19 protein-coding genes are annotated in these 21,560 nt (G+C 70.5%); 15 read left to right on the top strand and 4 right to left on the bottom strand.

All coding sequences use genetic code 11. The annotated features are described in order from the left end of the window. Positions 1-37: 37 nt before the first annotated feature. Complete coding sequence (locus CW359_RS34840) at positions 38-889, bottom strand: hypothetical protein (protein WP_105974217.1); 852 nt, start codon at positions 887-889, stop codon at positions 38-40. A gap of 208 nt (positions 890-1,097) precedes the next feature. Here CW359_RS34840 and CW359_RS34835 point away from each other — a divergent pair, with 208 nt between their 5' ends. The 5 genes from CW359_RS34835 to CW359_RS34815 all read left to right on the top strand — a co-directional run bounded on the left by CW359_RS34835 (position 1,098) and on the right by CW359_RS34815 (position 7,066). Further along, the gene (locus CW359_RS34835) at positions 1,098-2,291 is read left to right on the top strand and encodes an argininosuccinate synthase (RefSeq protein ID WP_105974216.1); all 1,194 of its coding nucleotides are present in this window, start codon (positions 1,098-1,100) and stop codon (positions 2,289-2,291) included. Positions 2,292-2,401: 110 nt separating this feature from the next. Continuing rightward, complete coding sequence (gene argH, locus CW359_RS34830; RefSeq protein ID WP_105974215.1) at positions 2,402-3,832, top strand: argininosuccinate lyase; 1,431 nt, start codon at positions 2,402-2,404, stop codon at positions 3,830-3,832. 104 nt (positions 3,833-3,936) lie between these two features. Continuing rightward, the gene (locus tag CW359_RS34825) at positions 3,937-4,914 is read left to right on the top strand and encodes an aldo/keto reductase (RefSeq protein WP_105974214.1); all 978 of its coding nucleotides are present in this window, start codon (positions 3,937-3,939) and stop codon (positions 4,912-4,914) included. An 83-nt stretch (positions 4,915-4,997) separates the two neighbouring features. After that, positions 4,998-5,549: a TetR/AcrR family transcriptional regulator gene (locus CW359_RS34820; RefSeq protein WP_198655503.1), complete on the top strand. Its 552-nt coding sequence runs from the start codon at positions 4,998-5,000 to the stop codon at positions 5,547-5,549. Continuing rightward, a complete protein-coding gene (locus tag CW359_RS34815) occupies positions 5,546-7,066 on the top strand; it encodes an MFS transporter (protein ID WP_105974212.1) in 1,521 nt (506 codons plus the stop codon). Before CW359_RS34820 ends, CW359_RS34815 begins: the two co-directional genes overlap by 4 nt. 96 nt (positions 7,067-7,162) lie before the next feature. Here the strand turns inward: CW359_RS34815 and CW359_RS34805 are convergent, their stop codons facing one another. Beyond that, positions 7,163-7,834: a lysophospholipid acyltransferase family protein gene (locus CW359_RS34805; RefSeq protein WP_105974211.1), complete on the bottom strand. Its 672-nt coding sequence runs from the start codon at positions 7,832-7,834 to the stop codon at positions 7,163-7,165. 371 nt (positions 7,835-8,205) lie between these two features. Between CW359_RS34805 and CW359_RS34800 the strand changes: the two genes are divergently transcribed. The 3 genes from CW359_RS34800 (at position 8,206) to CW359_RS34790 (ending at position 10,576) form a co-directional block, all read left to right on the top strand. Further along, the gene (locus CW359_RS34800; RefSeq protein WP_105974210.1) at positions 8,206-9,414 is read left to right on the top strand and encodes a glycerophosphodiester phosphodiesterase; all 1,209 of its coding nucleotides are present in this window, start codon (positions 8,206-8,208) and stop codon (positions 9,412-9,414) included. Between the two features lie 112 nt (positions 9,415-9,526). Then, complete coding sequence (locus CW359_RS34795) at positions 9,527-10,033, top strand: RNA polymerase sigma factor (RefSeq protein WP_105974209.1); 507 nt, start codon at positions 9,527-9,529, stop codon at positions 10,031-10,033. Positions 10,034-10,078: 45 nt separating this feature from the next. Further along, entirely contained in the window at positions 10,079-10,576 is a 498-nt protein-coding gene (locus CW359_RS34790; RefSeq protein ID WP_105974208.1) for a GNAT family N-acetyltransferase, read from the top strand. An 80-nt stretch (positions 10,577-10,656) separates the two neighbouring features. On the opposite strand, the gene CW359_RS34785 is transcribed toward CW359_RS34790, so the two are convergent. Both CW359_RS34785 and CW359_RS34780 read right to left on the bottom strand, forming a co-directional pair. After that, the gene (locus CW359_RS34785; RefSeq protein ID WP_105974207.1) at positions 10,657-11,097 is read right to left on the bottom strand and encodes a hypothetical protein; all 441 of its coding nucleotides are present in this window, start codon (positions 11,095-11,097) and stop codon (positions 10,657-10,659) included. Continuing rightward, positions 11,078-11,437, bottom strand: coding sequence for a hypothetical protein (locus tag CW359_RS34780; RefSeq protein WP_105974206.1), 360 nt, complete (start codon positions 11,435-11,437; stop codon positions 11,078-11,080). The genes CW359_RS34785 and CW359_RS34780 overlap by 20 nt, the downstream gene beginning before the upstream one ends. A 60-nt stretch (positions 11,438-11,497) precedes the next feature. Between CW359_RS34780 and CW359_RS34775 the strand changes: the two genes are divergently transcribed. From CW359_RS34775 to cobT, 7 genes are all read left to right on the top strand, one after another. Next, on the top strand, positions 11,498-12,148 hold the full coding sequence (locus CW359_RS34775) for an HAD family hydrolase (protein ID WP_105974205.1): 651 nt from the start codon (positions 11,498-11,500) through the stop codon (positions 12,146-12,148). A gap of 357 nt (positions 12,149-12,505) precedes the next feature. Beyond that, the gene (locus CW359_RS34770; RefSeq protein ID WP_198655502.1) at positions 12,506-13,537 is read left to right on the top strand and encodes a methionine ABC transporter ATP-binding protein; all 1,032 of its coding nucleotides are present in this window, start codon (positions 12,506-12,508) and stop codon (positions 13,535-13,537) included. After that, the gene (locus tag CW359_RS34765) at positions 13,534-14,259 is read left to right on the top strand and encodes a methionine ABC transporter permease (RefSeq protein WP_105974203.1); all 726 of its coding nucleotides are present in this window, start codon (positions 13,534-13,536) and stop codon (positions 14,257-14,259) included. Before CW359_RS34770 ends, CW359_RS34765 begins: the two co-directional genes overlap by 4 nt. A gap of 101 nt (positions 14,260-14,360) precedes the next feature. Next, positions 14,361-15,188, top strand: a complete 828-nt coding sequence (locus tag CW359_RS34760) for a MetQ/NlpA family ABC transporter substrate-binding protein (protein ID WP_105974202.1) — start codon at positions 14,361-14,363, stop codon at positions 15,186-15,188. A 180-nt stretch (positions 15,189-15,368) separates the two neighbouring features. Beyond that, positions 15,369-16,007 (top strand): GNAT family N-acetyltransferase, encoded by a 639-nt coding sequence (locus tag CW359_RS34755; RefSeq protein ID WP_105974201.1) that lies wholly within the window; start codon positions 15,369-15,371, stop codon positions 16,005-16,007. A 129-nt stretch (positions 16,008-16,136) separates the two neighbouring features. Then, positions 16,137-17,345 (top strand): precorrin-6y C5,15-methyltransferase (decarboxylating) subunit CbiE, encoded by a 1,209-nt coding sequence (gene cbiE / locus CW359_RS34750; protein ID WP_105974200.1) that lies wholly within the window; start codon positions 16,137-16,139, stop codon positions 17,343-17,345. Positions 17,346-17,731: 386 nt separating this feature from the next. After that, the gene (gene cobT, locus CW359_RS34745; protein ID WP_105974199.1) at positions 17,732-21,349 is read left to right on the top strand and encodes a nicotinate-nucleotide--dimethylbenzimidazole phosphoribosyltransferase; all 3,618 of its coding nucleotides are present in this window, start codon (positions 17,732-17,734) and stop codon (positions 21,347-21,349) included. Positions 21,350-21,560 lie beyond the last annotated feature (211 nt).

The following is a 21,560-nucleotide window of genomic DNA, read 5'->3' as shown; positions in this document are numbered from 1 at the left end:
CGGCGCTTGCATCGGGGCGGCCACGGTGCCTGTCACGTCACTTGGTGAGCGTGCAGGCAGCCAGGGAGTCCAGGCCGGTCGGCTTGGCGGCCGTGCGGCCGATGGCGGTGGCGATGCGGTTGATGGTGGCCACGCGCTTGTCCTTGAGCGGGCCGGCGATCGCGTTCTGGACGAAGTTGGGGCCGCCCTGGCCCTGGGTGCTCACGAGCCGGGCGTTGGCCTCCTGGATCTGCGTGTTCAGCAGGGCCAGGTTGCGGTCGACCTCGGCCTTCGCCGACGCCGGGATCGCGGGCAGACGCGAGGCCACGTCCGGGCAGCTGAAGGTGCCGACGCCTGCGTTGCCCGTGTTCCCGGCGTTGCCGGTGTTCCCCGCGTTGCCGGTGTTCCCGGCCGCCTGGGTCGGCGTCGCGGCCGGAGTCGCGGCAGCCGCGCCGCCGGCCGCGTTGTTGAGGGTGCAGGGGGCCAGCGCGTCGAGACCGACCGGCTTGGCGGCCGTGCGGCCGATGGCGGTGGCGATGCGGTTGATGGTCGCCACGCGCTTGTCCTTGAGCGGACCGGTGATCGCGTTCGCGATGAAGTTGGGGCCGCCCTGGCCCTGGGTGTCGACGATGCGCTTGTTCGCCTCGGCGATCTGCGTGTTGAGGAGGGCGAGGTTGCGGTCGACCTCGGCCTTCGCGGACGCGGGGATCGCGGGCAGTCTGTTCGCGACCGCCGGGCAGTTCACCGTCGGGACGGCGGCCTTGGTGGTCGCCTGCGCCGTGGTGTTGCTCTTGGACGTTTCCCCGGCAAGGGCGGAGCCGGCGACGATCGCACCGGACAGAGCCACTGCGGCGGCGCCGCCGATGATGCCCACACGACGCTTGTTGTACTTCGGAAGAGCCCTGGACATGCGGATGCCTCACTCGGGTCAGGGGGTGGCTGCGTGGTTCCACTCGCTTTACGGACGCGGCGCCTGCGTCGATCACAGGTACGGGTAAGCGGTTTCGAGTGTTCAAGCGCTCGTCAAACATCCACAGGAAAATTTTCCGAGATTGACGAACCATGCAGAGTGCTGCATACTCATGCATGTCAGCGAATGCACTGTGAGGAGAAAACCCGTGACCGAGCGCGTCGTACTCGCCTACTCAGGCGGTCTGGACACCTCCGTCGCCATCGGCTGGATCGCCGAGGAGACGGGCGCCGAGGTCATCGCGGTCGCGGTCGATGTCGGCCAGGGCGGCGAGGACCTGGACGTCATCCGCAAGCGCGCCCTCGCGTGCGGCGCGGTCGAGGCCGAAGTGGCCGACGCCCGGGACGAGTTCGCCGAGGAGTACTGCCTCCCCGCGATCAAGGCCAACGCCCTCTACATGGACCGCTACCCGCTGGTCTCCGCCCTCTCCCGGCCGACGATCGTCAAGCACCTCGTCGCCGCCGCCCAGAAGCACGGCGCGACCACGGTCGCCCACGGCTGCACCGGCAAGGGCAACGACCAGGTGCGGTTCGAGGCCGGCATCGTCGCCCTCGCCCCCGACCTCAAGTGCATCGCCCCGGTCCGTGACTACGCGATGACCCGCGACAAGGCGATCGCCTTCTGCGAGGAGAAGCAGCTCCCGATCGCCACCACCAAGAAGTCCCCGTACTCCATCGACCAGAACGTCTTCGGGCGCGCGGTCGAGACGGGCTTCCTGGAGGACATCTGGAACGCCCCGATCGAGGACATCTACGAGTACACCTCGAACCCGGCCGAGCAGCGCGAGGCCGACGAGGTCGTCGTGACCTTCCAGGAGGGCGTCCCGGTCGCGATCGACGGCAAGCCCGTCTCCGTCCTCCAGGCGATCCAGCAGCTCAACGAGCGGGCCGGCGCCCAGGGCATCGGCCGGATCGACATGGTCGAGGACCGCCTCGTCGGCATCAAGTCCCGTGAGGTGTACGAGGCTCCGGGCGCGATCGCCCTGATCACGGCCCACCAGGAGCTGGAGAACGTCACGGTCGAGCGCGAACTGGCCCGCTACAAGCGGCAGGTCGAGCAGCGCTGGGGCGAGCTGGTCTACGACGGCCAGTGGTTCTCCCCGCTCAAGCGCGCCCTGGACGGCTTCATCAACGAGGCCAACCAGCACGTCAACGGCGATGTCCGGATGACCCTGCACGGCGGTCGCGCGGTGGTCACGGGCCGGCGCTCGGACACCTCCCTCTACGACTTCAACCTCGCCACGTACGACACGGGCGACACGTTCGACCAGGCCGCGGCCAAGGGCTTCATCGACATCTACAGCCTGTCGTCGAAGATCGCGGCCAAGCGCGACCAGGCGTAGTGCCGTAACCGATACGGTTGTTCGCGACCGCCTCCCCTCCGTACGGGTGGGGAGGCGGTCGCACTTCCACCCCCTGCCTTCTTTCTGCCTTTCTGCTAGGAGCAACACAAGTGAGCAGCAACAGCGGTGACGTACGGCTCTGGGGCGGCCGTTTCGCCGACGGTCCCGCCGAGGCCCTGGCGAAGCTGTCCGCGTCCGTCCACTTCGACTGGCGGCTCGCGCCCTACGACATCGCCGGTTCGCGTGCCCACGCGCGCGTGCTGCACAAGGCGGGCCTGCTCACCGACGACGAGCTGACCCGCATGCTCGCGGGCCTCGACCAGCTCGCGGCGAACGTCGCCGACGGCACCCTGGTCGGCACGATCGCCGACGAGGACGTCCATACGGCCCTGGAACGCGGCCTGTTGGAGATCCTCGGCCCCGACCTCGGCGGCAAGCTCCGCGCCGGCCGCTCGCGCAACGACCAGGTCGCCACCCTCTTCCGCATGTACCTGCGGGACCACGCCCGCGTGCTCGGCGGTCTGATCGCCGACCTCCAGGACGCGCTGATCGGCCTCGCGGAGGCCCACCCGGACGTGGCGATGCCCGGCCGCACCCACCTCCAGCACGCCCAGCCGGTCCTGTTCGCCCACCACGTCCTGGCCCACGTCCAGCCCCTGTCGAGGGACGCGGAGCGCCTGCGCCAGTGGGACGAACGCACAGCGGTGTCCCCCTACGGCTCGGGCGCCCTGGCGGGCTCCTCCCTCGGACTGGACCCGGAGTCGGTGGCGAAGGACCTGGGCTTCGAGCACGGCAGCGTGGCGAACTCGATCGACGGCACGGCCTCGCGCGACTTCGTGGCGGAGTTCGCGTTCATCACGGCGATGATCGGGATCAACCTCTCCCGGATCGCCGAGGAGGTCATCATCTGGAACACGAAGGAGTTCTCCTTCGTGACCCTCCACGACGCGTTCTCGACGGGCTCGTCGATCATGCCGCAGAAGAAGAACCCGGACATCGCGGAGCTGGCCCGAGGAAAGTCCGGCCGCCTGATCGGCAACCTGACGGGCCTACTGGCCACGCTCAAGGCCCTCCCCCTGGCCTACAACCGAGACCTCCAGGAGGACAAGGAGCCGGTCTTCGACTCCTGCGACCAACTGGAAGTCCTGCTCCCGGCCTTCACGGGCATGATGGCCACCCTCACGATCCACCGCGACCGCATGGAGGAACTGGCCCCGGCCGGCTTCTCCCTCGCCACGGACATCGCGGAGTGGCTGGTCAAGAAGGGCGTCCCCTTCCGGGTGGCCCACGAGGTCGCGGGCGAGTGCGTGAAGGCGGCGGAGGCGGACGGCGTGGAACTGGACGGCCTCACCGACGACCAGTTCGCCAAGATCAGCGCCCACCTGACCCCCGAGGTCCGGTCAGTCCTGAACGTCCCCGGCGCCCTGGCCTCCCGCAACGGCAGGGGCGGCACGGCCCCGAGCGCGGTGGCGGTACAGCTGGCAGAGATCAAGCAGAACGTGGCAGCACAACACGAATGGGCGCAGGCGAAGAGTCTTTAGGGGCGCGGGGAACTGCGCGACCAGCCACAACGGCGCCGCACCCGCCAACGAATCCGCACAACCCACCCCCTGAGGCGAAGGGCATCCCACGCTACGTTGAAGGCATGCCCTTCGCCCAACTCGCCAACGTCACCACCCCCACCTCCCACCTCGGCCTGGGCCTAGCCGCAGTCGCCCGCCCCGGCTACATCACCCTGAACCGGAACCACGACCTAGGCCTCGCAGAGCACCGCACGCCAGAAGCCCTCCGCACCCGAACCCACGAACTCCTCGACGCCGCCTACGCCCAAGGCGTCCGCTACTTCGACGCGGCCCGCTCCTACGGCCGCTCGGAGGAGTTCCTCGCGGACTGGCTGAACAAGACCCCTGCCCGGGACGACGTGGTCGTCGGCAGCAAATGGGGCTACACCTACACCGCCGACTGGACCACGGACGCCGAGCGGCACGAGGTCAAGGACCACACCCTCCCGACGTACGACCGTCAGCGCGCCGAGACCGCCCACCTCCTCGGCGCCCACCTGGACCTCTACCAGATCCACTCGCTGACCCCCGAGAGCCCGGCCCTGTCGGACAAGGCCCTCCACGCCCGTCTCGCGGAGGCCGCCGCCGAGGGCCTGACCGTCGGCTTCTCCACCAGCGGCCCCGCCCAGGCGGCCACCATCCGCGCCGCCCTCGCGGTGACGGTCGACGGCGAGCCCCTCTTCCGTACCGTCCAGTCGACGTACAACGTCCTGGAGACCTCCGCCGGTCCCGCCCTCGCCGAGGCCCACGACGCCGGCCTGACGGTGATCGTCAAGGAGGGCATGGCCAACGGCCGCCTCGCCGCAGCCCAGGCACCGGACACCGTACGGACCATCGCCGAGGAGACGGGCCTGGGCGCGGACGCCGTAGCCCTGGCGCTGGTACTGCGGCAGCCGTGGGCCGGGGTCGTCCTGTCCGGCGCGGCCACGGCGGCCCAGCTCGCGTCGAACCTGCATGCAGCGGTCGTGGACCTGGACGAGGACCAGCTGTCGCGCCTGGCCGCGCTGGTGGAGGAACCGCACCTGTACTGGGAGCGACGAGGCCGGCTGCCCTGGCACTGAGAAAGCCCCTGCTCGACCACTACTCCTGATACATGCACGCTTCACATGAGACAAGAATGTCTCAAGTGGCGTATGGTTGTCTCATGGCCGTCGACCGTGAACACGTGCTGCGCAGCGCAGCCGCCCTGCTGACCCGAAAATCCACGTCCACGATGGACGAGGTCGCCAAGGCGGCCGGGATCAGCCGGGCGACGCTGCACCGCCACTTCGCCGGGCGGGACGTCCTCGTCAGGGCGCTCGAAGAGCTGGGTATCGAGGAGTGCGAGGCGGCCTTGAGCGCCGCCCGGCTCGACGACGGAACCGCGCAGGATGCCGTCCGCCGCCTGGTCAGGGAACTCGAACCCGCCGCCGGACTGCTCGCGTTCCTCTACACCGAGAACCAGCTGTTCGAGGGCGAGGAGCAGAACGAGGGCTGGGCCCGGATCGACGCCGGGATCGCCGCCCTGTTCCGGCGCGGCCAGCAGGACGGCGAGTTCCGCATCGACCTCACCCCGGCCTGGCTCACCGAGGCGCTCTACGGCCTGATGGCCTCGGGCGCCTGGGCCGTGAGCGAGGGCCGGGTCGCGGCCAAGGACTTCAACCACATGATCGTCGAGCTGCTGCTCGGCGGCGCGCTACGGAGAGAGGAATCATGACCAGCACCCTGCAGCCGGCCCACGCGATCGAGGAAGGGAGGCGTCCGGGCCGTTGGCTCGCGCTCTCCGTCCTTGTGCTGGCCGTGCTGCTGGTGGCAGTCGACGCGACCGTCCTCGGTCTCGCGACCCCCTACATCAGCGAGGACCTGAAGCCGTCCGGCAACCAGCTCCTGTGGATCGGCGACGTCTACTCGTTCGTCATCGCGGGCCTGCTCGTCTCCATGGGCAGCCTCGGCGACCGCATCGGCCGCAAGCGGCTGCTGCTCGTCGGCGCGACCGCGTTCGGCCTGGTGTCGATCCTCAACGCCTATGCCACGACACCGGAGTTGATGATCCTCGCGCGGGCGCTGCTCGGTGTCGCGGGCGCGACCCTGATGCCCGCCACGCTCGCCCTGATCCGCAACCTCTTCCACGACCCGCGCGAGCGCAGCCTCGCCATCGGCATCTGGGGCGCAACCGCCTCCGCAGGTACGGCAGTCGGCCCGGTGGTCGGCGGTTTCCTGCTCGAACACTTCTGGTGGGGCTCGGTCTTCCTGATCAACCTGCCCGTGATGGTGGTCCTGGTCCTCGTCGGCATCAAGCTGCTCCCCGAGTCCCGCAACCCGGCACCGGGCCCCTGGGACCTGCGCAGTGTCGTCCTGTCGCTCGTCGGCATGGTCGGCATCGTCTACGGCATCAAGGAAGCGGCGTCCCACGGCTTCTCGTGGACGGCACTGGGGACGGCAGCTCTCGGAGCCGCAGCGCTCTACGGCTTCGTCCGCCGCCAACTCACTCTCCCCGTGCCCCTGTTGGACATGCGGCTCTTCCGCGACCGGGGCTTCAGCGGAGCGGTGCTCGCCGACCTCCTGACCATCCTCGGCCTCTCCGGGGTGGTGTTCTTCCTCTCCCAGTACCTGCAACTGGTGCAGGGCCGGGGCCCGTTGGAGGCAGGTCTCGCCGAACTCCCGGCGGCGATCGGTGCGGTGGTGGCAGGCCTGCTCGCCGGTGCGGCGGCCCGCCGCTACTCGGTACGGGCCGTGGTCTCGGGCGGCCTCGCGGCGATAGGCCTGGCCCTGGCCGCGCTCACCGTCGTCGACCAGTCCACGGGCTACCCGCTGCTGGGCAGCGCCCTGCTGGTGGTCGGCGTGGGCGCGGGACTCTCGTTCACCGTGACGTCCGACGTGATCCTGGCGAGCGTCCCCAAGGAACAGGCGGGCGCGGCAGCCGCCGTATCGGAAACGGCCTACGAGTTGGGCGCGGCCCTGGGCATCGCCCTGCTCGGCTCGATCGTCACGGGCGTCTACAGGAACTTCCAGGGCCCGGCGGGCACTCCGGCCGCGGCCCACGAATCCCTGGGCGGCGCGGTCGAATCGGCAGCGGGCTTGCCGACCCATACGGGCGAGGCGCTACTGACAGCGGCCCGCGAGGCGTTCACCGACGGCATCGCGTTGGCAGCGGGCGCGGGCGCCGTGGTGCTACTGGCAGCGTCCGGCGCGGCCTGGGTACTGCTGAGGGGACAAAAGCTGGCGGGACGTTGACGGCGCCGGGTGCGGAGTGCTTTCAGCCTTTAGGGGCGCGGGGAACTGTGCGACCAGCCACAACGCACCCGCACCCGACGTACAACCCGCAAACCCCTACGCAGCCTTCGCCTTGGTCGCGTACATATCCACGTACTCCTGCCCGGACAACCGCATGACCTCGGTCATCACCGAGTCGGTCACGGCCCGCAGCACATACCGGTCCCGATCCATCCCCTCGTACCGAGAGAACTCCATCGCCTCACCGAACCGCACAGTGACCCGCCCCGGCCGGGGCATCCCCGCCCCGCCCGGCTGCAACTTGTCCGTGCCGATCATCGCGAACGGCACAACAGGCGCCCCGGTCATCAGAGTCAGCCGGGCGATACCGGTACGCCCCCGGTACAGCCGCCCGTCGGGGGAGCGGGTGCCCTCGGGGTAGATCCCGAACATGCGCCCCTCCTCCAGCACCCGGCGCCCCGTCATCAGCGCGGCCACACCGCCGTTGGCCCCGTCCCGGTCCACCGGGATCATGCCGACGCCGGTGAAGAACCAGGCCATGAGGCGGCCCTTGAAGCCCTTGCCGGTGACGTACTCGTCCTTGCCGATGAAGACGACCTGCCGGTCGCAGACCAGCGGCAGGATCATCGAGTCGATGAACGTGAGGTGGTTGCCGGCGAGGATCACGGGACCGTCCCCCGGGATGTGCTCCACGCCTTCCACCCGTGGGCGGAACATCAGGCGCATGATCGGTCCGAGCAGTGCCTTGATGAGCGCGAAGCGGGACAACGGGCCCTCCGGTGTCAAGGGATCGGTATAAGTCTGTGCAGGTGAGGACGATACTCGCGCCTCGGGGGGTAGTGCACATCGGGTTCACCGAGTACTTACGCACTGTTGACCCGCGTTTACCTGCGGTGGCGCCCTGTTGCGGGCATGTGACAGACCGCCACGAATGTGACGGAGATCGCGCGAACGCGTACGGAACACAATCAGCGCGTACCCACCGCGCCCCCGTCGATGCGGACCGATGTGGACCGATGCGGACCGATGCCGACATCCGGAGTCACCCGCGTGTTCCGCCCGAGGCCTCCCTCTCGCCATGTACACGCACCTACGATCGGTCCGTTTGGTCAGGTGATGGTGCGGCAGGAGGGGCGCTCATGGGCACGCTGGAGTCGAACGGATATGCGCAGGGGGAGTCGACGGGGACAGGGCGGCGGACGCTGCTCGGAGCCGCGATGCTGGGTGCGGGCGGCGCGGTCCTCGGGCTGCCCGGCGCGGCGAGAGCAGACGCACAGGACGCCGAGCGGAACGCGGGGCAGAGTGCGAAGCACGGAGGCGGTGGCTTGAAGGGCCTGCCCGTACCGACGATCATCGGCCACCGGGGTGCCAGCGGCTACCGCCCCGAGCACACCCTCGGCTCGTACCAACTGGCCCTCGACCTGGGTGCGGACATCGTGGAGGCCGGTGACCTGGTCCCCACCAAGGACGGTCACATCGTCTGCCGTCACGAGCCGGAGATCGGCGGGACGACGGACGTCGCCGACCACCCGGAGTTCGCGAGCCGCAAGGTGACCAAGGTGCTGGACGGTGTCTCCGTCACCGGCTGGTTCACCGAGGACTTCACGCTCGCCGAGCTGAAGACGCTGCGCGCGATCGAGCGCATTCCGGCCAACCGCCCGCACAACACCCTCTACAACGGCCGCTGGGAGATCCCCACCTTCGAAGAGGTGCTCCGCTGGCAGGACGAGCAGACCCGCAAGCGCGGCAAGCAGGTCTGGATCTACCCCGAGACCAAGCACCCCACCTACTTCCGGGCGCTCGGCCTGGGCCTGGAGGAGCGGGTCGCGAAGCTGCTGAAGAAGCACGGCAAGGACAGGAAGAACTCGCCGGTCGTCCTCCAGTCCTTCGAACCGACCAGCATCCAGCGCCTGAACCGCCTGGTGGACAACCCGCTCGTGGTGCTGCTCTCGGCCGCGAACACCCGCCCCTGGGACTTCATCACGACCGGCGACCCGCGCACCGTCGCCGACCTGATCAAGCCGGCCGGCCTCCGGGAGATCGCCTCGTACGCCCAGGGCATCGGCCCGACCCTCGACCTGGTCATCCCGAAGGACTCGAACGGCGCGCTCACCTCACCGACCACCCTGGTCGCGGACGCGCACGCGGCGGGCCTGATCCTGCACCCCTACACCATGCGCAACGAGAACCCCTTCCTGCCGGCGAACTTCCGCAAGGGCACGGACGCGGACGCCTACGGAGACGCCTTCGGCGCCTACCGGACGTACTTCGCGACGGGTATCGACGGCGTCTTCACGGACAACCCGGACACGGGAGTACTGGCCCGCAAGGACTTCCTGAACAGCTGACTTCCTGAACAGTTGACGAGTGAGCCGTCAACGACTGAGCGCCCGGCCCCGATTGGGGTGACAACCGGCCGCTCCGGCAACCTCCCGCCGGAGCGGTCGCGTCGTGGCGCATATGACCCACGACATGGTTTCCGCCCTGCGCCCGCTGCTCGCCGCCGAGGCCTCGGCGGAGGCATATGCCTACGGCGCCGAGCCGAGCGACCTGGAACAGGCCGTCTGGCTGCGCCTCCTGGAACGCCTCGACTCCGACGGCCCGCCGACCGACCCGCAGAACTGGCTCCGCCGAGCCGTCCGCTCCGAGGCCCGCCGCAACCGCCGTACCGCCCGCATCGAACGGCCGTACGGCGACGAGCCCGCGGCCGACGACCGGCCCGGCCCCGAGCAACTCGCCCTCTCCGCCGCCAGGCACCGCGCCCTGCGTGAAGCGGTCCGCCGGCTGCCCGGCCGCTGCCCGGGTCTGCTGGAGGCCCTGCTGTCGCCGAAGGACCTCACCTACCGGGAAATCGCGGGGGAGTTGGGTATCTCACAGGGAAGTCTTGGTCCGGAACGTTCCAGATGCCTGGGATGTCTCCGCCGATTGCTGACGCCGGAGGTTGCGGCCCGCGAAGCGCGGGGATAGGAGTGGGGACATACGACTGAGCAGGTGAGCGGGAGGCGTGCACACATGGGCATGAGCGTGACCATCTCTGTGGCGACCGAGAAGGACGCGGAGCAGATCTTCCGGCTGCAGTACCTGTGCTTCCAGAGCGAGGCCGCTCTGTACGGCAACTACCGGATCGATCCGCTGGTCCAGACCCTGGACTCGGTCCGGGAGGAAGTCGGCGCGGACTGCGTCTTCGTGGCGCGGCTGGGCGAGGAGGTGGTCGGCTCGGTGCGCGGCACCCCGAACCCTGACGGCACGGCGTCCATCGGCAAGCTCTGCGTCCACCCCCGCCTCCAGGGCCACGGCATCGGCGCCCGACTCCTGCGCGCGGCGGAGTCGGCCCTCGCGGAGGAGCGCGGCGCGAAGAGGTTCCGCCTCAGCACGGGCCACCGGAGCGACAAGGGCCTGCGCCTCTACCGCCGGGTCGGCTACGAGACGGTAGGCACCGACAAGGGCAACGACGGCGTACCGATGATCGTCCTGGAAAAGCCGGCGGAAACGTACGCGGCCACGGCTTAGCGGGCGTTCAGAGGGGCGCCCCAAAGGGGCGCGGGGAACTGCGCGACCAGCCACATACGGCCTGCGGTCGCGCAACAACCTCAGCCCGCATCCCTCTTGGGCGAACGAGCCTTGCGCAACCAGTAAATGGCGGAGACGGGCAGCAGCACAGGGATGAACAGATACCCCACCCCGTAGTCGGACCACACGGTCGAGTCGGGAAAAGCGGACGGCTCGACCAACGTCCACGTGCCCACGATCAACACCCCGGCAAGCTCCCCGACGCAACAGGCCAGCGCAGCGCGTCGCGCTGTCTCCCCACCCCGCACCAGCGAGTACGTGATGAACCCGTACACGACCCCGGCGACAGCCGAGAGCGAGTACGCCAGCGGCGCGTGCTCGAACTCGGTGGAGATCTGCACCGCCGACCGCGACACCGCCCCGACCACCATCACGCCGTAGAGCCACACGAGCAGCGTGCCCGGCCCGCTGATCAGCCGCGACCTCTCCGTCGTGGCCATCTCAACCTCCCCAGATGTCATACAGCCGCACCTCCAGCACAGCCAGCACCACCCCGCCGGCGGCGACCGTCACCGAGCCCCACCGTGTGCGCTCCGTCAGCGACATGAACCCCGTCACCGGCACACACGCCAGCGCGCCCAGCAGATACGCCACGAAGATCGTCGTACCCTGCTCCGGCTTCTCGCCGCGCGCGAGCTGGACGACGCCGACCACCAGCTGGACCACGGTGAGCAGGGTGACCACGCCCATGCCGATGAAGTGCCAGTCCTTGGTGGGCTGATCGCGGTACGCGGCCCAGCCGCACCAGGCGGCGAGCGCGAGAGCGGCGACGGACGTGGCGACCGTCAGGGCATCAAGCATGCCGCCGACCCTATTACGGCCCAAAAGGGCAGGTGCGATCGGCCCCGTAGGGTCGAGGTCATGACGATCCACGCTGACGCCCTTCTGTTCGGCAACGACGGCACCCTCCTCTCCTCGCTCGCCTCGGTCGAGCGCTGCTGGAACCAGTGGCGCGAGGAGTACGGGATCACCGCCGAGGCGTTCGCCCGGGTCGGACTGCACGGGCGGCCGGCCGTCGAGATAGCCGCCGACCTGCTGCCCGCCGAGCTGGTGCCCGGCGCCCTCGCCCGCATCGAGCAGCTCGAAGTGGACGACGTACCGAACGGTGGCGCGGTGCTGCTGCCGGGGACGGCCGAGTTCCTCGGCTCGCTGCCCGCCGACCGGTGGGCCGTCGTCACCTCCGCGACCCGGCGGCTGGCCGAGGCGAGGCTCGCAGCCGTCGGGATCCTGCCGAAGACGCTGGTCACCGCCGACGACGTCACGCGCGGCAAGCCCGACCCCGAGCCCTACCTCCTCGCCGCCCGCGAACTGGGCGTCGACCCCGCCCGCTGCGTCGTCTTCGAGGACGCCCCCGCCGGACTGAGCGCGGGCCGCGCGGCCGGGATGACCACCGTGGCGTTGGCCACAACCCACGAAGCCGGTGAACTGACCGCCGATCTGGTCGTCGCCGATCTCTCCGCCCTGTCGGCGCTGGTCAGCGGCGACGGTATCGAGGTCCATGTACGTGGCTGATACACGTCCACGCCTGTCCACATTCCGGACAGGCGTGGACGGGCGTTCTTGGCCGTGACCATACGTCTGCTTTACTGATCGCATGACCACTACGAGCAGCCGCACCCTTGCGACCGAGGCGACCCTGACGCCCGGTGCTCGTTGTATGTGTCGAATGTGCGCCTTCTAGAGGGCCCCAGCACCACCCCCTGAGCCTCGCGCCCCGAAGCGAGCCGCCGTGGCATGTCCGCACGCCGCAGCCGTGTGACTCCCCGAGTTCACGCGAGTGCACGTGCGCGACGCCCCGAGCCGCGCACAGCCTCTCCCCGTGTCCCGGGCACACCCACGCCCGCGCACTCGACAGTGACGGAAACCCCTGTGATCACCACGTCCGGCCTCACGAAGGTCTACCGCTCACGCGGTCGTGAAGTCACCGCCCTAGACGGCGTCGACCTGCACGTCCGCGAAGGCGAGGTGTACGGCGTCATCGGCCAGTCCGGCGCCGGCAAGTCCTCGCTCATCCGCTGCGTCAACCTCCTGGAACGCCCCACCGCGGGCACCGTGAGCGTCGACGGCCACGACCTCACCGCGCTGGCGGGGCGGGGACCGCGGGCGGGCCGGGAACTGCGCCGGGCGCGCAGCCGGATCGGCATGGTCTTCCAGCACTTCAACCTGCTGTCGTCCCGCACCGTCCAGGACAACGTCGAGCTGCCGCTCGAAATCCTCGGCACGTCGGGGAAGGAACGGTCCCGCAAGGCACTTGAGCTGCTCGACCTCGTCGGTCTCTCCGACAAGGCCAAGGCCTACCCGGCCCAGCTCTCCGGCGGCCAGAAGCAGCGCGTCGGCATCGCGCGCGCCCTCGCGGGCGACCCCAAGGTGCTGCTCTCCGACGAGGCCACCAGCGCCCTCGACCCGGAGACCACCCGCTCGATCCTGCAGCTCCTGCGCGACCTGAACCGCCAACTGGGGCTCACCGTGCTGCTGATCACGCACGAGATGGACGTCGTCAAGTCCATCTGCGACTCGGCCGCCCTCATGGAGAACGGCCGGATCGTCGAGTCCGGCACCGTCAGCGAGCTGCTCGCGACCCCCGGCTCCGAACTGGCCGCCGCGCTCTTCCCGGTCGGCGGCGACGCCTCCGGGGACGACCGCACGGTCATCGACGTCACCTTCCAGGGCGACGCGGCCACCCGGCCCGTCATCTCGCAGCTCTCCCGCACCTACAACATCGACATCTCGATCCTGGGCGCCGCGATGGACACCGTCGCGGGCAGGCAGGTCGGCCGGATGCGCATCGAACTCCCGGGCGTCTACGAGGAGAACGTCGTACCGATCGGCTTCCTGCGCGAACAGGGACTGCAGATCGATGTCGTCGGTGAGCGCGAACTGGTCAAGGACGGTGCCAAGTGACCTGGTCCGAAATGCAGCCCCTGCTGGAGCAGGCGTGTTGGGACACCCTCTACATGGTCGGCTGGTCCACGCTGATCGCCGTCGTCGGCGGGCTGCCGCTCGGCATCCTGCTGGTCCTGACCGACCGCGGCGGACTCCTCCAGAACGTCGTGGCCAACAAGGTGATCGGCCAGGTCGTGAACATCGCCCGCTCGATGCCGTTCATCATCCTGATGGTCGCGCTGATGAGCTTCACCCGGACCATCACCGGTACGACGATCGGCCGTGAGGCCGCCATCGTGCCGCTCGCCATCGGCGCCATCCCGTTCTTCGCCCGCCTGGTCGAGACGGCCGTCCGCGAAGTGGACCACGGGCTCGTCGAGGCCGTGCAGGCCATGGGCGGCAACACCTGGACCGTCGTGCGCCGGGTCCTCGTACCCGAATCGCTGCCCTCGCTGATCTCGTCGGCCACCACGACCGTCGTCGCCCTCATCGGCTACTCCGCGATGGCCGGCACGGTCGGCGCGGGCGGCCTCGGCGACATCGCCATCCGCTACGGCTACCAGCGCTTCGAGACCGGCCTGATGTGGATCACCGTGGCCGTTCTCGCGGTCGTCATCTCGGTCATCCAGTTCGCCGGCGACTACGCGGCCCGCAGGCTGCACCGGCGCGGCGGCGGCTCCGGGGCGGCGCCCAGACTCCGCCTCCTGAAGGCCGGCCCGAAGCTCGGCAAGGCCGCCTGAGGGTCAGTCCGCACTCCTCCCTTCACCCCCACACCCACCCGCGGATTTCCCCGTACCACCCATCACGGGGACAGCCACACCCACATGGAAAGGCACTTTTCGTGCGTAACGCCACAAAGTTCACCACCGCCGTCCTCGCCGCCGGAGCCCTCACCCTGGGCCTCACCGCCTGCGGTTCGGACAAGGACGCCGCCTCCGACACCAGCGGCCCGCTGATCGTCGCCGCGAGCCCCACCCCGCACGCCGAGATCCTCACCTATGTGAAGGACAACCTGGCGGAGAAGGCGGGCCTCGACCTGGAGGTCAAGGAGTTCACCGACTACGTGACGCCGAACACGGCGACCGAGGACGGCTCGGTGGGCGCCAACTACTTCCAGAACCAGCCGTATCTCGACGACTTCAACAAGAAGAACGGCACCCACATCGTGCCCGTCGTCACGGTCCACCTGGAGCCGCTCGGCCTCTACTCGAACAAGGTGAAGAGCGCCGACGCCCTGAAGAGCGGCGCCACGATCGCCGTCCCGAACGACAGCGTCAACGAGGCCCGCGCCCTCAAGCTCCTCGACGCCAACGGGATCATCACCCTCAAGGACGGCGTCGGCAACGAGGCGACCCCCGCCGACATCACCGAGAACCCGAAGAACCTCAAGTTCAAGGAGCTGGAGGCGGCCCAGACCCCGCGCGCCCTGGACGACGTCGACGCCGCGGTGATCAACGGCAACTACGCCCTGGAGGCCGACCTCTCGCCCGCGAAGGACGCCCTCGTCTCGGAGGCCCCCAAGGACAACCCGTACGGCAACTTCCTCGCGGTCAAGGAGGGCAACGAGGACGATCCCCGGGTCGCCAAGCTCGCGAAGCTGCTCACCTCGCCCGAGGTGAAGAAGTTCATCGAGGACAAGTACGAGGGCTCCGTCATCGCGTCCTTCTGATTCTCCCCCCACGGTCCCTGAGGCCGTTCCCTGCCGGTACTTACCGACACGTACGGGGTCCGCTCCCTCACCCGGAGTGGACCCCGTGATGCGGTTCCGGGGCCGCATGCTGCATGCTGGGCAGTTCAACAGGCCGTGCAGGTTTGCAGGTTCGAAGGTTCGAAGGCTACGGAGCGGCGCATGACGAGCACCTTCCCCAACATCTCCATCAGCACGGACCGGCTGGTACTCCGCCCACTCGACGAGGACGACATCCCCGCCCTGGCCGAGATGATGAACGACGAACAGGTCGCCGCCTGGACCGACGTCCCGCAGCCCTTCACCGAGGACGCGGCCCACAACTGGGTCACCGAGTACGCCCCCGCCGAACGCACCTCGGGCCGCGGCCTCGACTTCGCCGTCACCGAGTTCCTCACGCAACGCCTGGTCGGCCTCGTCCAGCTCACCAGAACCGACTGGCACATCCGGTCCACCGAGCTGTCGTACATCATCGCCCCCTGGGCACGCGGCGAGGGCTACGCCTCCGAGGCCGCGCTCGCCACCTCCCAATGGGTGCTCGGCGACCAGAAGTTCGAGCGCGTCGAGCTGCGCACGGCCGCCGACAACACCGCCTCCCAGCAGGTCGCGCAGAAGATCGGCTGCATCAGCGAGGGCGTCCTGCGGGGCGCCTGCATAGCGCACGTCCGCACCGAGGACGGCACCTGGACCGACGTACGCACCGACTTCATCGTGTGGAGCCTGCTGCCCGAGGACCTCGAAGGAGCGGGCGAGGAACTGGCCGACAACAGCGGTTTCACGTCGTACACCGACTGGAACTGACTGGAACTGACGGTAACTGAACAGACTTAACAAAGGGGCACGCCGCCGGACACGCCGGGCGTACCAGGTACCCTCACGGAGCCCCGTGTTCCCCGAAGACGCGCGCCAACCCTCTGGAGACTGACGACGATGGCCGACCGGGTCACGGTGATCGGCTGGGACGGCTCGCCCCTGACCGCCACGGCACGTTCCGCCCTCGGCGCCGCCACACTGGTCGCCGGCGCGGCCCACCATCTCGCGCTCCCCGAGATCCCCCCGGCCGCCGAACGCATCCGCCTCGGCAGCGTCGCCCTCGCCGCCCGCCGCATCACCGGCCACCGCGGCTCCGCCGTCGTCCTCGCCGACGGCGACCCCGGCTTCTTCGGCGTCGTACGGACCCTGCGCGACCCCGAGTTCGGCCTGGAGGTCGAGGTCGTCCCCGCCGTGTCGTCCGTGGCCGCCGCCTTCGCCCGCGCGGGCATGCCCTGGGACGACGCCGAGGTCGTCGTCGCCCACCGCCGCACCCTGCGCCGCGCGGTCAACGTCTGCCGCGCCCACACCAAGGTCGCCGTCCTCACCTCACCCGGTGCCGGACCCGCCGAACTCGGCCTGCTCCTCGACGGGGTGCACCGCACCTTCGTCATCTGCGAGGAACTCGGCACCGAACGCGAACAGATCACCGTCCTCACCTCCGACAAGGCCGCCGACCGCGCCTGGCGGAACCCGAACGTCGTCATCGTCATCGGCGGCCAGGCCGCGAGCGGCGACGGCGGCTGGATCGCGGGCCGCGACCCGGCGGCCGGTCCGCGCGGCTGGACACTGCCCGCCGAGTCCTACGGCGGTCTCATGGGCGAGGGCGAACTCGAACCGCTCCGCTCGGCCCAACTCGCCCGCCTGGGCCCGCGCGTCGGCGACCTCGTGTGGGACATCGGCTGCGGCAGCGGAGCCTTCGCCACCGACGCGGCCCGCGCGGGCGCCGCCGTCATCGCCGTCGACCGCGACCCGCGGGCCTGCGAACGCACCGGGGCCAACGCCCGTGCCTTCGGGCACCAGATCCAGGTGGTGCGCGGCAACGCCCCGCACATCCTGGAGAACCTCCCCGAGCCCGACGTCGTCCGCGTCGGCGGCGGGGGAGCGGCCGTGGTCTCCGCCGTCGCCGACCGGCGCCCGGAGCGCATCGTCACGCACGCGGCGACCCGCGACGCCGCCGAACTCATCGGCCGCGACCTGACCGAACACGGCTACGTCGTCGAGTGCGCCCTCCTCCAGTCCGTGGAACTGGACACCAGGGCCTGGACGGAGACGGAACGGAGCGTCGCGTTCCTGCTCAGCGGAGTCCTGCCCGACCGCGCGCCCTGATCCCGAATGTTGTCCCGTGATCCTGTTGTCGTACTGCGCGCGGTAGGCTGGCCGACCGTTGCACCGCACTCGGCCGACCGGCACTTCGTAGCCCAATGTCCGGAAAGCGCGCCCGTTTTGGGGTGAGTGTGGTACGGCGGAGCCGGTAGGGCGCGCAACGTGGCGCAGTCCACAGCGGGCCGTGGCGGATCAAGCTGCCGTTACGGCGGAACGACCGCAAGAATGCCTGTTGATGACGACAATGCCAGTTAATGGCTTTGTCGCCTTTCTGGGGCGGGTCGTTCGTGCCGCTGGGCACGCATGCTCGTTCTTCACTACGGGGCGGTCGGTGCGCCGTTCCGGGTGAGCTGGTCTTAGAAGCACTAACCGATGGGCGAGGGGTTCGCATGACCGACACCGGCCAGGTCCCGGCCGAGGGACTGCCGGAGAGCGCAGGCATGGTGGAACAGCCGGGCGTTCCCGCGCACGGTGCGTACACCTACCTCTCCGAGACCACCGCCGAGGACGAGGACCTGCTGCTGCTCCCGGGCGCCCAGAGCGCGTGGGGCAACGAGGTCGCCCCACCCGCCCCGGCGCCCGTTGTCGAGGCCGTGCACGAGCCCGGCCCGCACGAGACCGGCGGTCGCGACAGCGGCTCCGTCGACCTGAGCGCCGTCCGCCTCGCGACCCAGACCGCCACCGCCCAGGCGACGGCCCCGATCCCGCCCCGCCGCCCGCTGCACCTCGGCCCGCCGACCCCCGACGCCTCCGCGAGCCCGGTCCGCTCCCTCGCCGACCGAGGCCCGGCAGGCATGCCCGCACCCGGACGCCAGTTCGGCACGCCCGCACCGACCTCCAGCCCGGAATACCTCGACGCACCCCCCCTGCTCGCCGACACGGCCCCACAGGGCGCGTCCCCTTGGGGCACCCAGGCCGACACCCAGGCTCATACGGCGGTACAGGCCCCGCCCGCCCCCCTGCTCGGCACGGAGGCGCACCCTGCGGAAACGGTTGCTCCACTCCTGGCGGAGTCCCCGGCACCGGTGGTCCCGGCCCCCGAGCCCCCGGAGGCCGCCCCGGCGGCCCAGGAGACGGCTCCCGAGGCCGCGTACGGAGTACCGGAGACCGCCCCCGAGCCGCCCGAGCCCGTACACCCGGCCCACACACCGGAGGGCGCGTACGCCGACCAGGGCCCCGAGGCCTACGAGCCCGCCGTGCCGCCCGCCGAGGCCGCGTACGCCTTCGAGGTCCCCCCGCTTCCGGACCCGGCGACACCGCACCCCGCCGCCGAGGCCCCCGAGCCCGACGCGGTCTTCCCGGCGCCCCCCGCCGCCCCCGAGGTGTTCCAGGCCCCGCAGGAGCCGGAGGGCGCCGTACCGCAGCCGGAGGCCCAGGAGGCTCATGACGCCCAGGACGCCGAGCTGATCGTCGTACCGCAGGCGGAGCCGGTATCGGGCGTGCCGGACACGCAGGTCGTCCCGGACGCGCAGCTAGTGCCCGAGGTGCAGTTCGTTCCCGAGGGCGAGCCGCAGGAGCCGCAGGCGGTGGACCCCGGTGTCCCCGTCGAGGCCCAGGGCGTCCCGGTGGAGCAGTTCGCGACCCCGCCCGCCGTGGTGGAGGAGCCCCAGGCCGTCGTCCACCCTGTGGACCCGGCGTTCCAACAGGCGGACGGTGTGGCCCAGGTGGCCGAGGTCGCCGTACCGGAGGAACTCCAGCAGGAGGCCGTACCGGCGGAGGCGCCGGAGCCTGTGCTGGAGCACGCGGAGCACCTCTTGGTCGAGCCGCAGCCTTTCGTGACCGAGGTCGCGGAGGCGCAGGCGGCAGCAGCCGTACCGGAGGAGGAGGTGGCCGTCCTGACCGCCCCCGAGGAGGTGGCAGTCGCGAGCGACCAGCTCCCCACTCCGACCGAGCCGACGCCCCCCGCACCGGAACCGCTGCCCGCCCTCGCCCTCCCGGAGGAGCCGGCCGAGCAGCCCCCGTCGGCGGTCGAGCAGGTGGGCCAGTTCGTCGCGGTGGACGGCACGGTCCCCACCGCCCCGCACCTGGCCCCGACACCCCCGCACGCGCTCGTCCTCCCGCAGGAGAACGAACCCGCACCGGTACCGGCCCCCGAGCCGGAGCCGCCGACGCTCGACCTCGACGCCGTAGAGGCGGAGGCGGAGATCGAGTTCGTGCAGCAGGCGGCGGACCTGGACACCAGGGCCGCCGACCAGGAGCAGCCGGAGGAACTGGAGCACCAGGCCGAGCCTGAGGAGGGCGCGGCCGTGGTGGAGGAGGCCCGCGAGTCCACGGGCCCGGCCGCTCCCGCCTACGACGACGCCGAGCGCGAGGCCGTGCTCAAGGTGATGCGCGAACGCCGCGACATCCGCAACGGCTTCCGCAGCGACCCGATCCCGCACGACGTCCTGCTGCGCATCCTGGAGGCGGCCCACACGGCGCCCTCCGTCGGCCACTCGCAGCCCTGGGACTTCGTCGTGATCCGCTCGGCGGAGACCCGCGCCACGATGCACGAACTGGCGGCGCGGCAGCGCGAGGCGTACGCGAAGTCGCTCCCCAAGGGCCGGGCGAAGCAGTTCAAGGAACTGAAGATCGAGGCCATCCTCGACACTCCGGTGAACATCGTCGTCACCGCCGACCCGACCCGGGGCGGCAGGCACACGCTCGGCCGTCACACGCAGCCGCAGATGGCCCCGTACTCCTCCGCGCTCGCGGTCGAGAACCTGTGGCTCGCGGCTCGCGCCGAGGGCATCGGTGTCGGCTGGGTCAGCTTCTTCGACGAGCGCGAGATGGTCCGCGCGCTGGGCCTCCCCGAACACCTGGAGGTCGTGGCGTACCTCTGCGTCGGCTACGTGGACGAGTTCCCGGAGGAGCCCGAGCTGGCGCAGGCGGGCTGGTCCAAGCGCCGCCCGCTGTCGTGGGTCGTGCACGAGGAGACGTACGGCCGTCGCGCGCTGCCCGGCGAGGAGCCGCACGACCTGCTCTCCGAGACCGTCGCCAACATCCGCCCGCTGGACGCCAAGGCGCTCGGCGAGGCGTGGGAACGCCAGAAGCGCATGACGAAACCGGCGGGCGCGCTCGGCATGCTGGAGATCATCTCCGCGCAGCTGTCGGGCCTGTCCCGCATGTGCCCGCCCCCGATCCCGGAGCCGGCCGCGGTAGCGATCTTCGCGGGTGACCATGGCGTACACGCCCAGGGCGTCACCCCCTGGCCGCAGGAGGTGACGGCCCAGATGGTCGCCAACTTCCTCGGCGGCGGCGCGGTCTGCAACGCCTTCGCGAACCAGGTCGGCGCCGAGGTCTGCGTCATCGACGTGGGCGTGGCCTCGGACCTGCCCGCCACCCCCGGCCTGCTGCCCCGCAAGATCCGCGCGGGCACGTCCGACATGACGACCGGCCCCGCGATGACCCGCGAGGAGGCCAAGGCGGCCATCGAGGTCGGCATCGAGACGGCCCGCGATCTGGTCGCGGCGGGCAACAAGGCCCTGCTCACGGGCGAGATGGGCATCGCCAACACCACGGCGTCGGCGGCCCTGATCTCCGTCTTCACGGACACGGACCCCGCCGAGGTCACGGGCCGGGGCACCGGCATCAACGACGAGACCCTCGCCCGCAAGACCGAGGTCGTCCGCCGCGCCATCGACTTCCACCAGCCCGACCCGGCCGACCCGATCGGCGTCCTGGCGGCCATCGGCGGCTTCGAACACGCGGCCATGGTCGGCCTGCTCCTCGGCGGCGCGTCACTGCGTACGCCGGTGATCCTGGACGGCGTCAGCGCCGGCGCCGCCGCCCTGGTGGCCCGCGCGATCGCCCCCGAGGTCCTGGCCGCCTGCATCGCGGGCCACCGCAGCGCGGAACCGGGCCACGTGGCGGCCCTGAACAAACTGGGCCTGCGCCCCCTGGTCGACCTGGACCTCCGCCTCGGCGAGGGCACGGGCGCGCTGCTGGCCCTGCCGCTGGTGCAGAGCACGGCGAGGGCGATGCACGAGGTGGCGACGTTCGACTCGGCAGGGGTAACGGAGAAGTAGGCCCACTTTCCGGCTGCCGCCCACGAACCGGCACGCACAAGGGGGTCTGGGGGCGAAGCCCCCCGCGGCGGAGCCGCACAATTGATACAGCCGGGAAGGGGCGGGCTTGGGGAAGAGAAAACCCCACCCCAGCCCCCACCCACCCGCACCGTAAAATGTGCACGTCAGGGCCCACCCCAAAACCCCAGGCCCCCGATCAGAACGACCCGCA

This window comes from Streptomyces geranii, assembly GCF_002954775.1.
Classification (GTDB): domain Bacteria; phylum Actinomycetota; class Actinomycetes; order Streptomycetales; family Streptomycetaceae; genus Streptomyces; species Streptomyces geranii.
The sequence above is the reverse complement of the archived record's forward strand: the minus strand, read 5'-3'. Positions and strand labels throughout refer to the sequence as shown.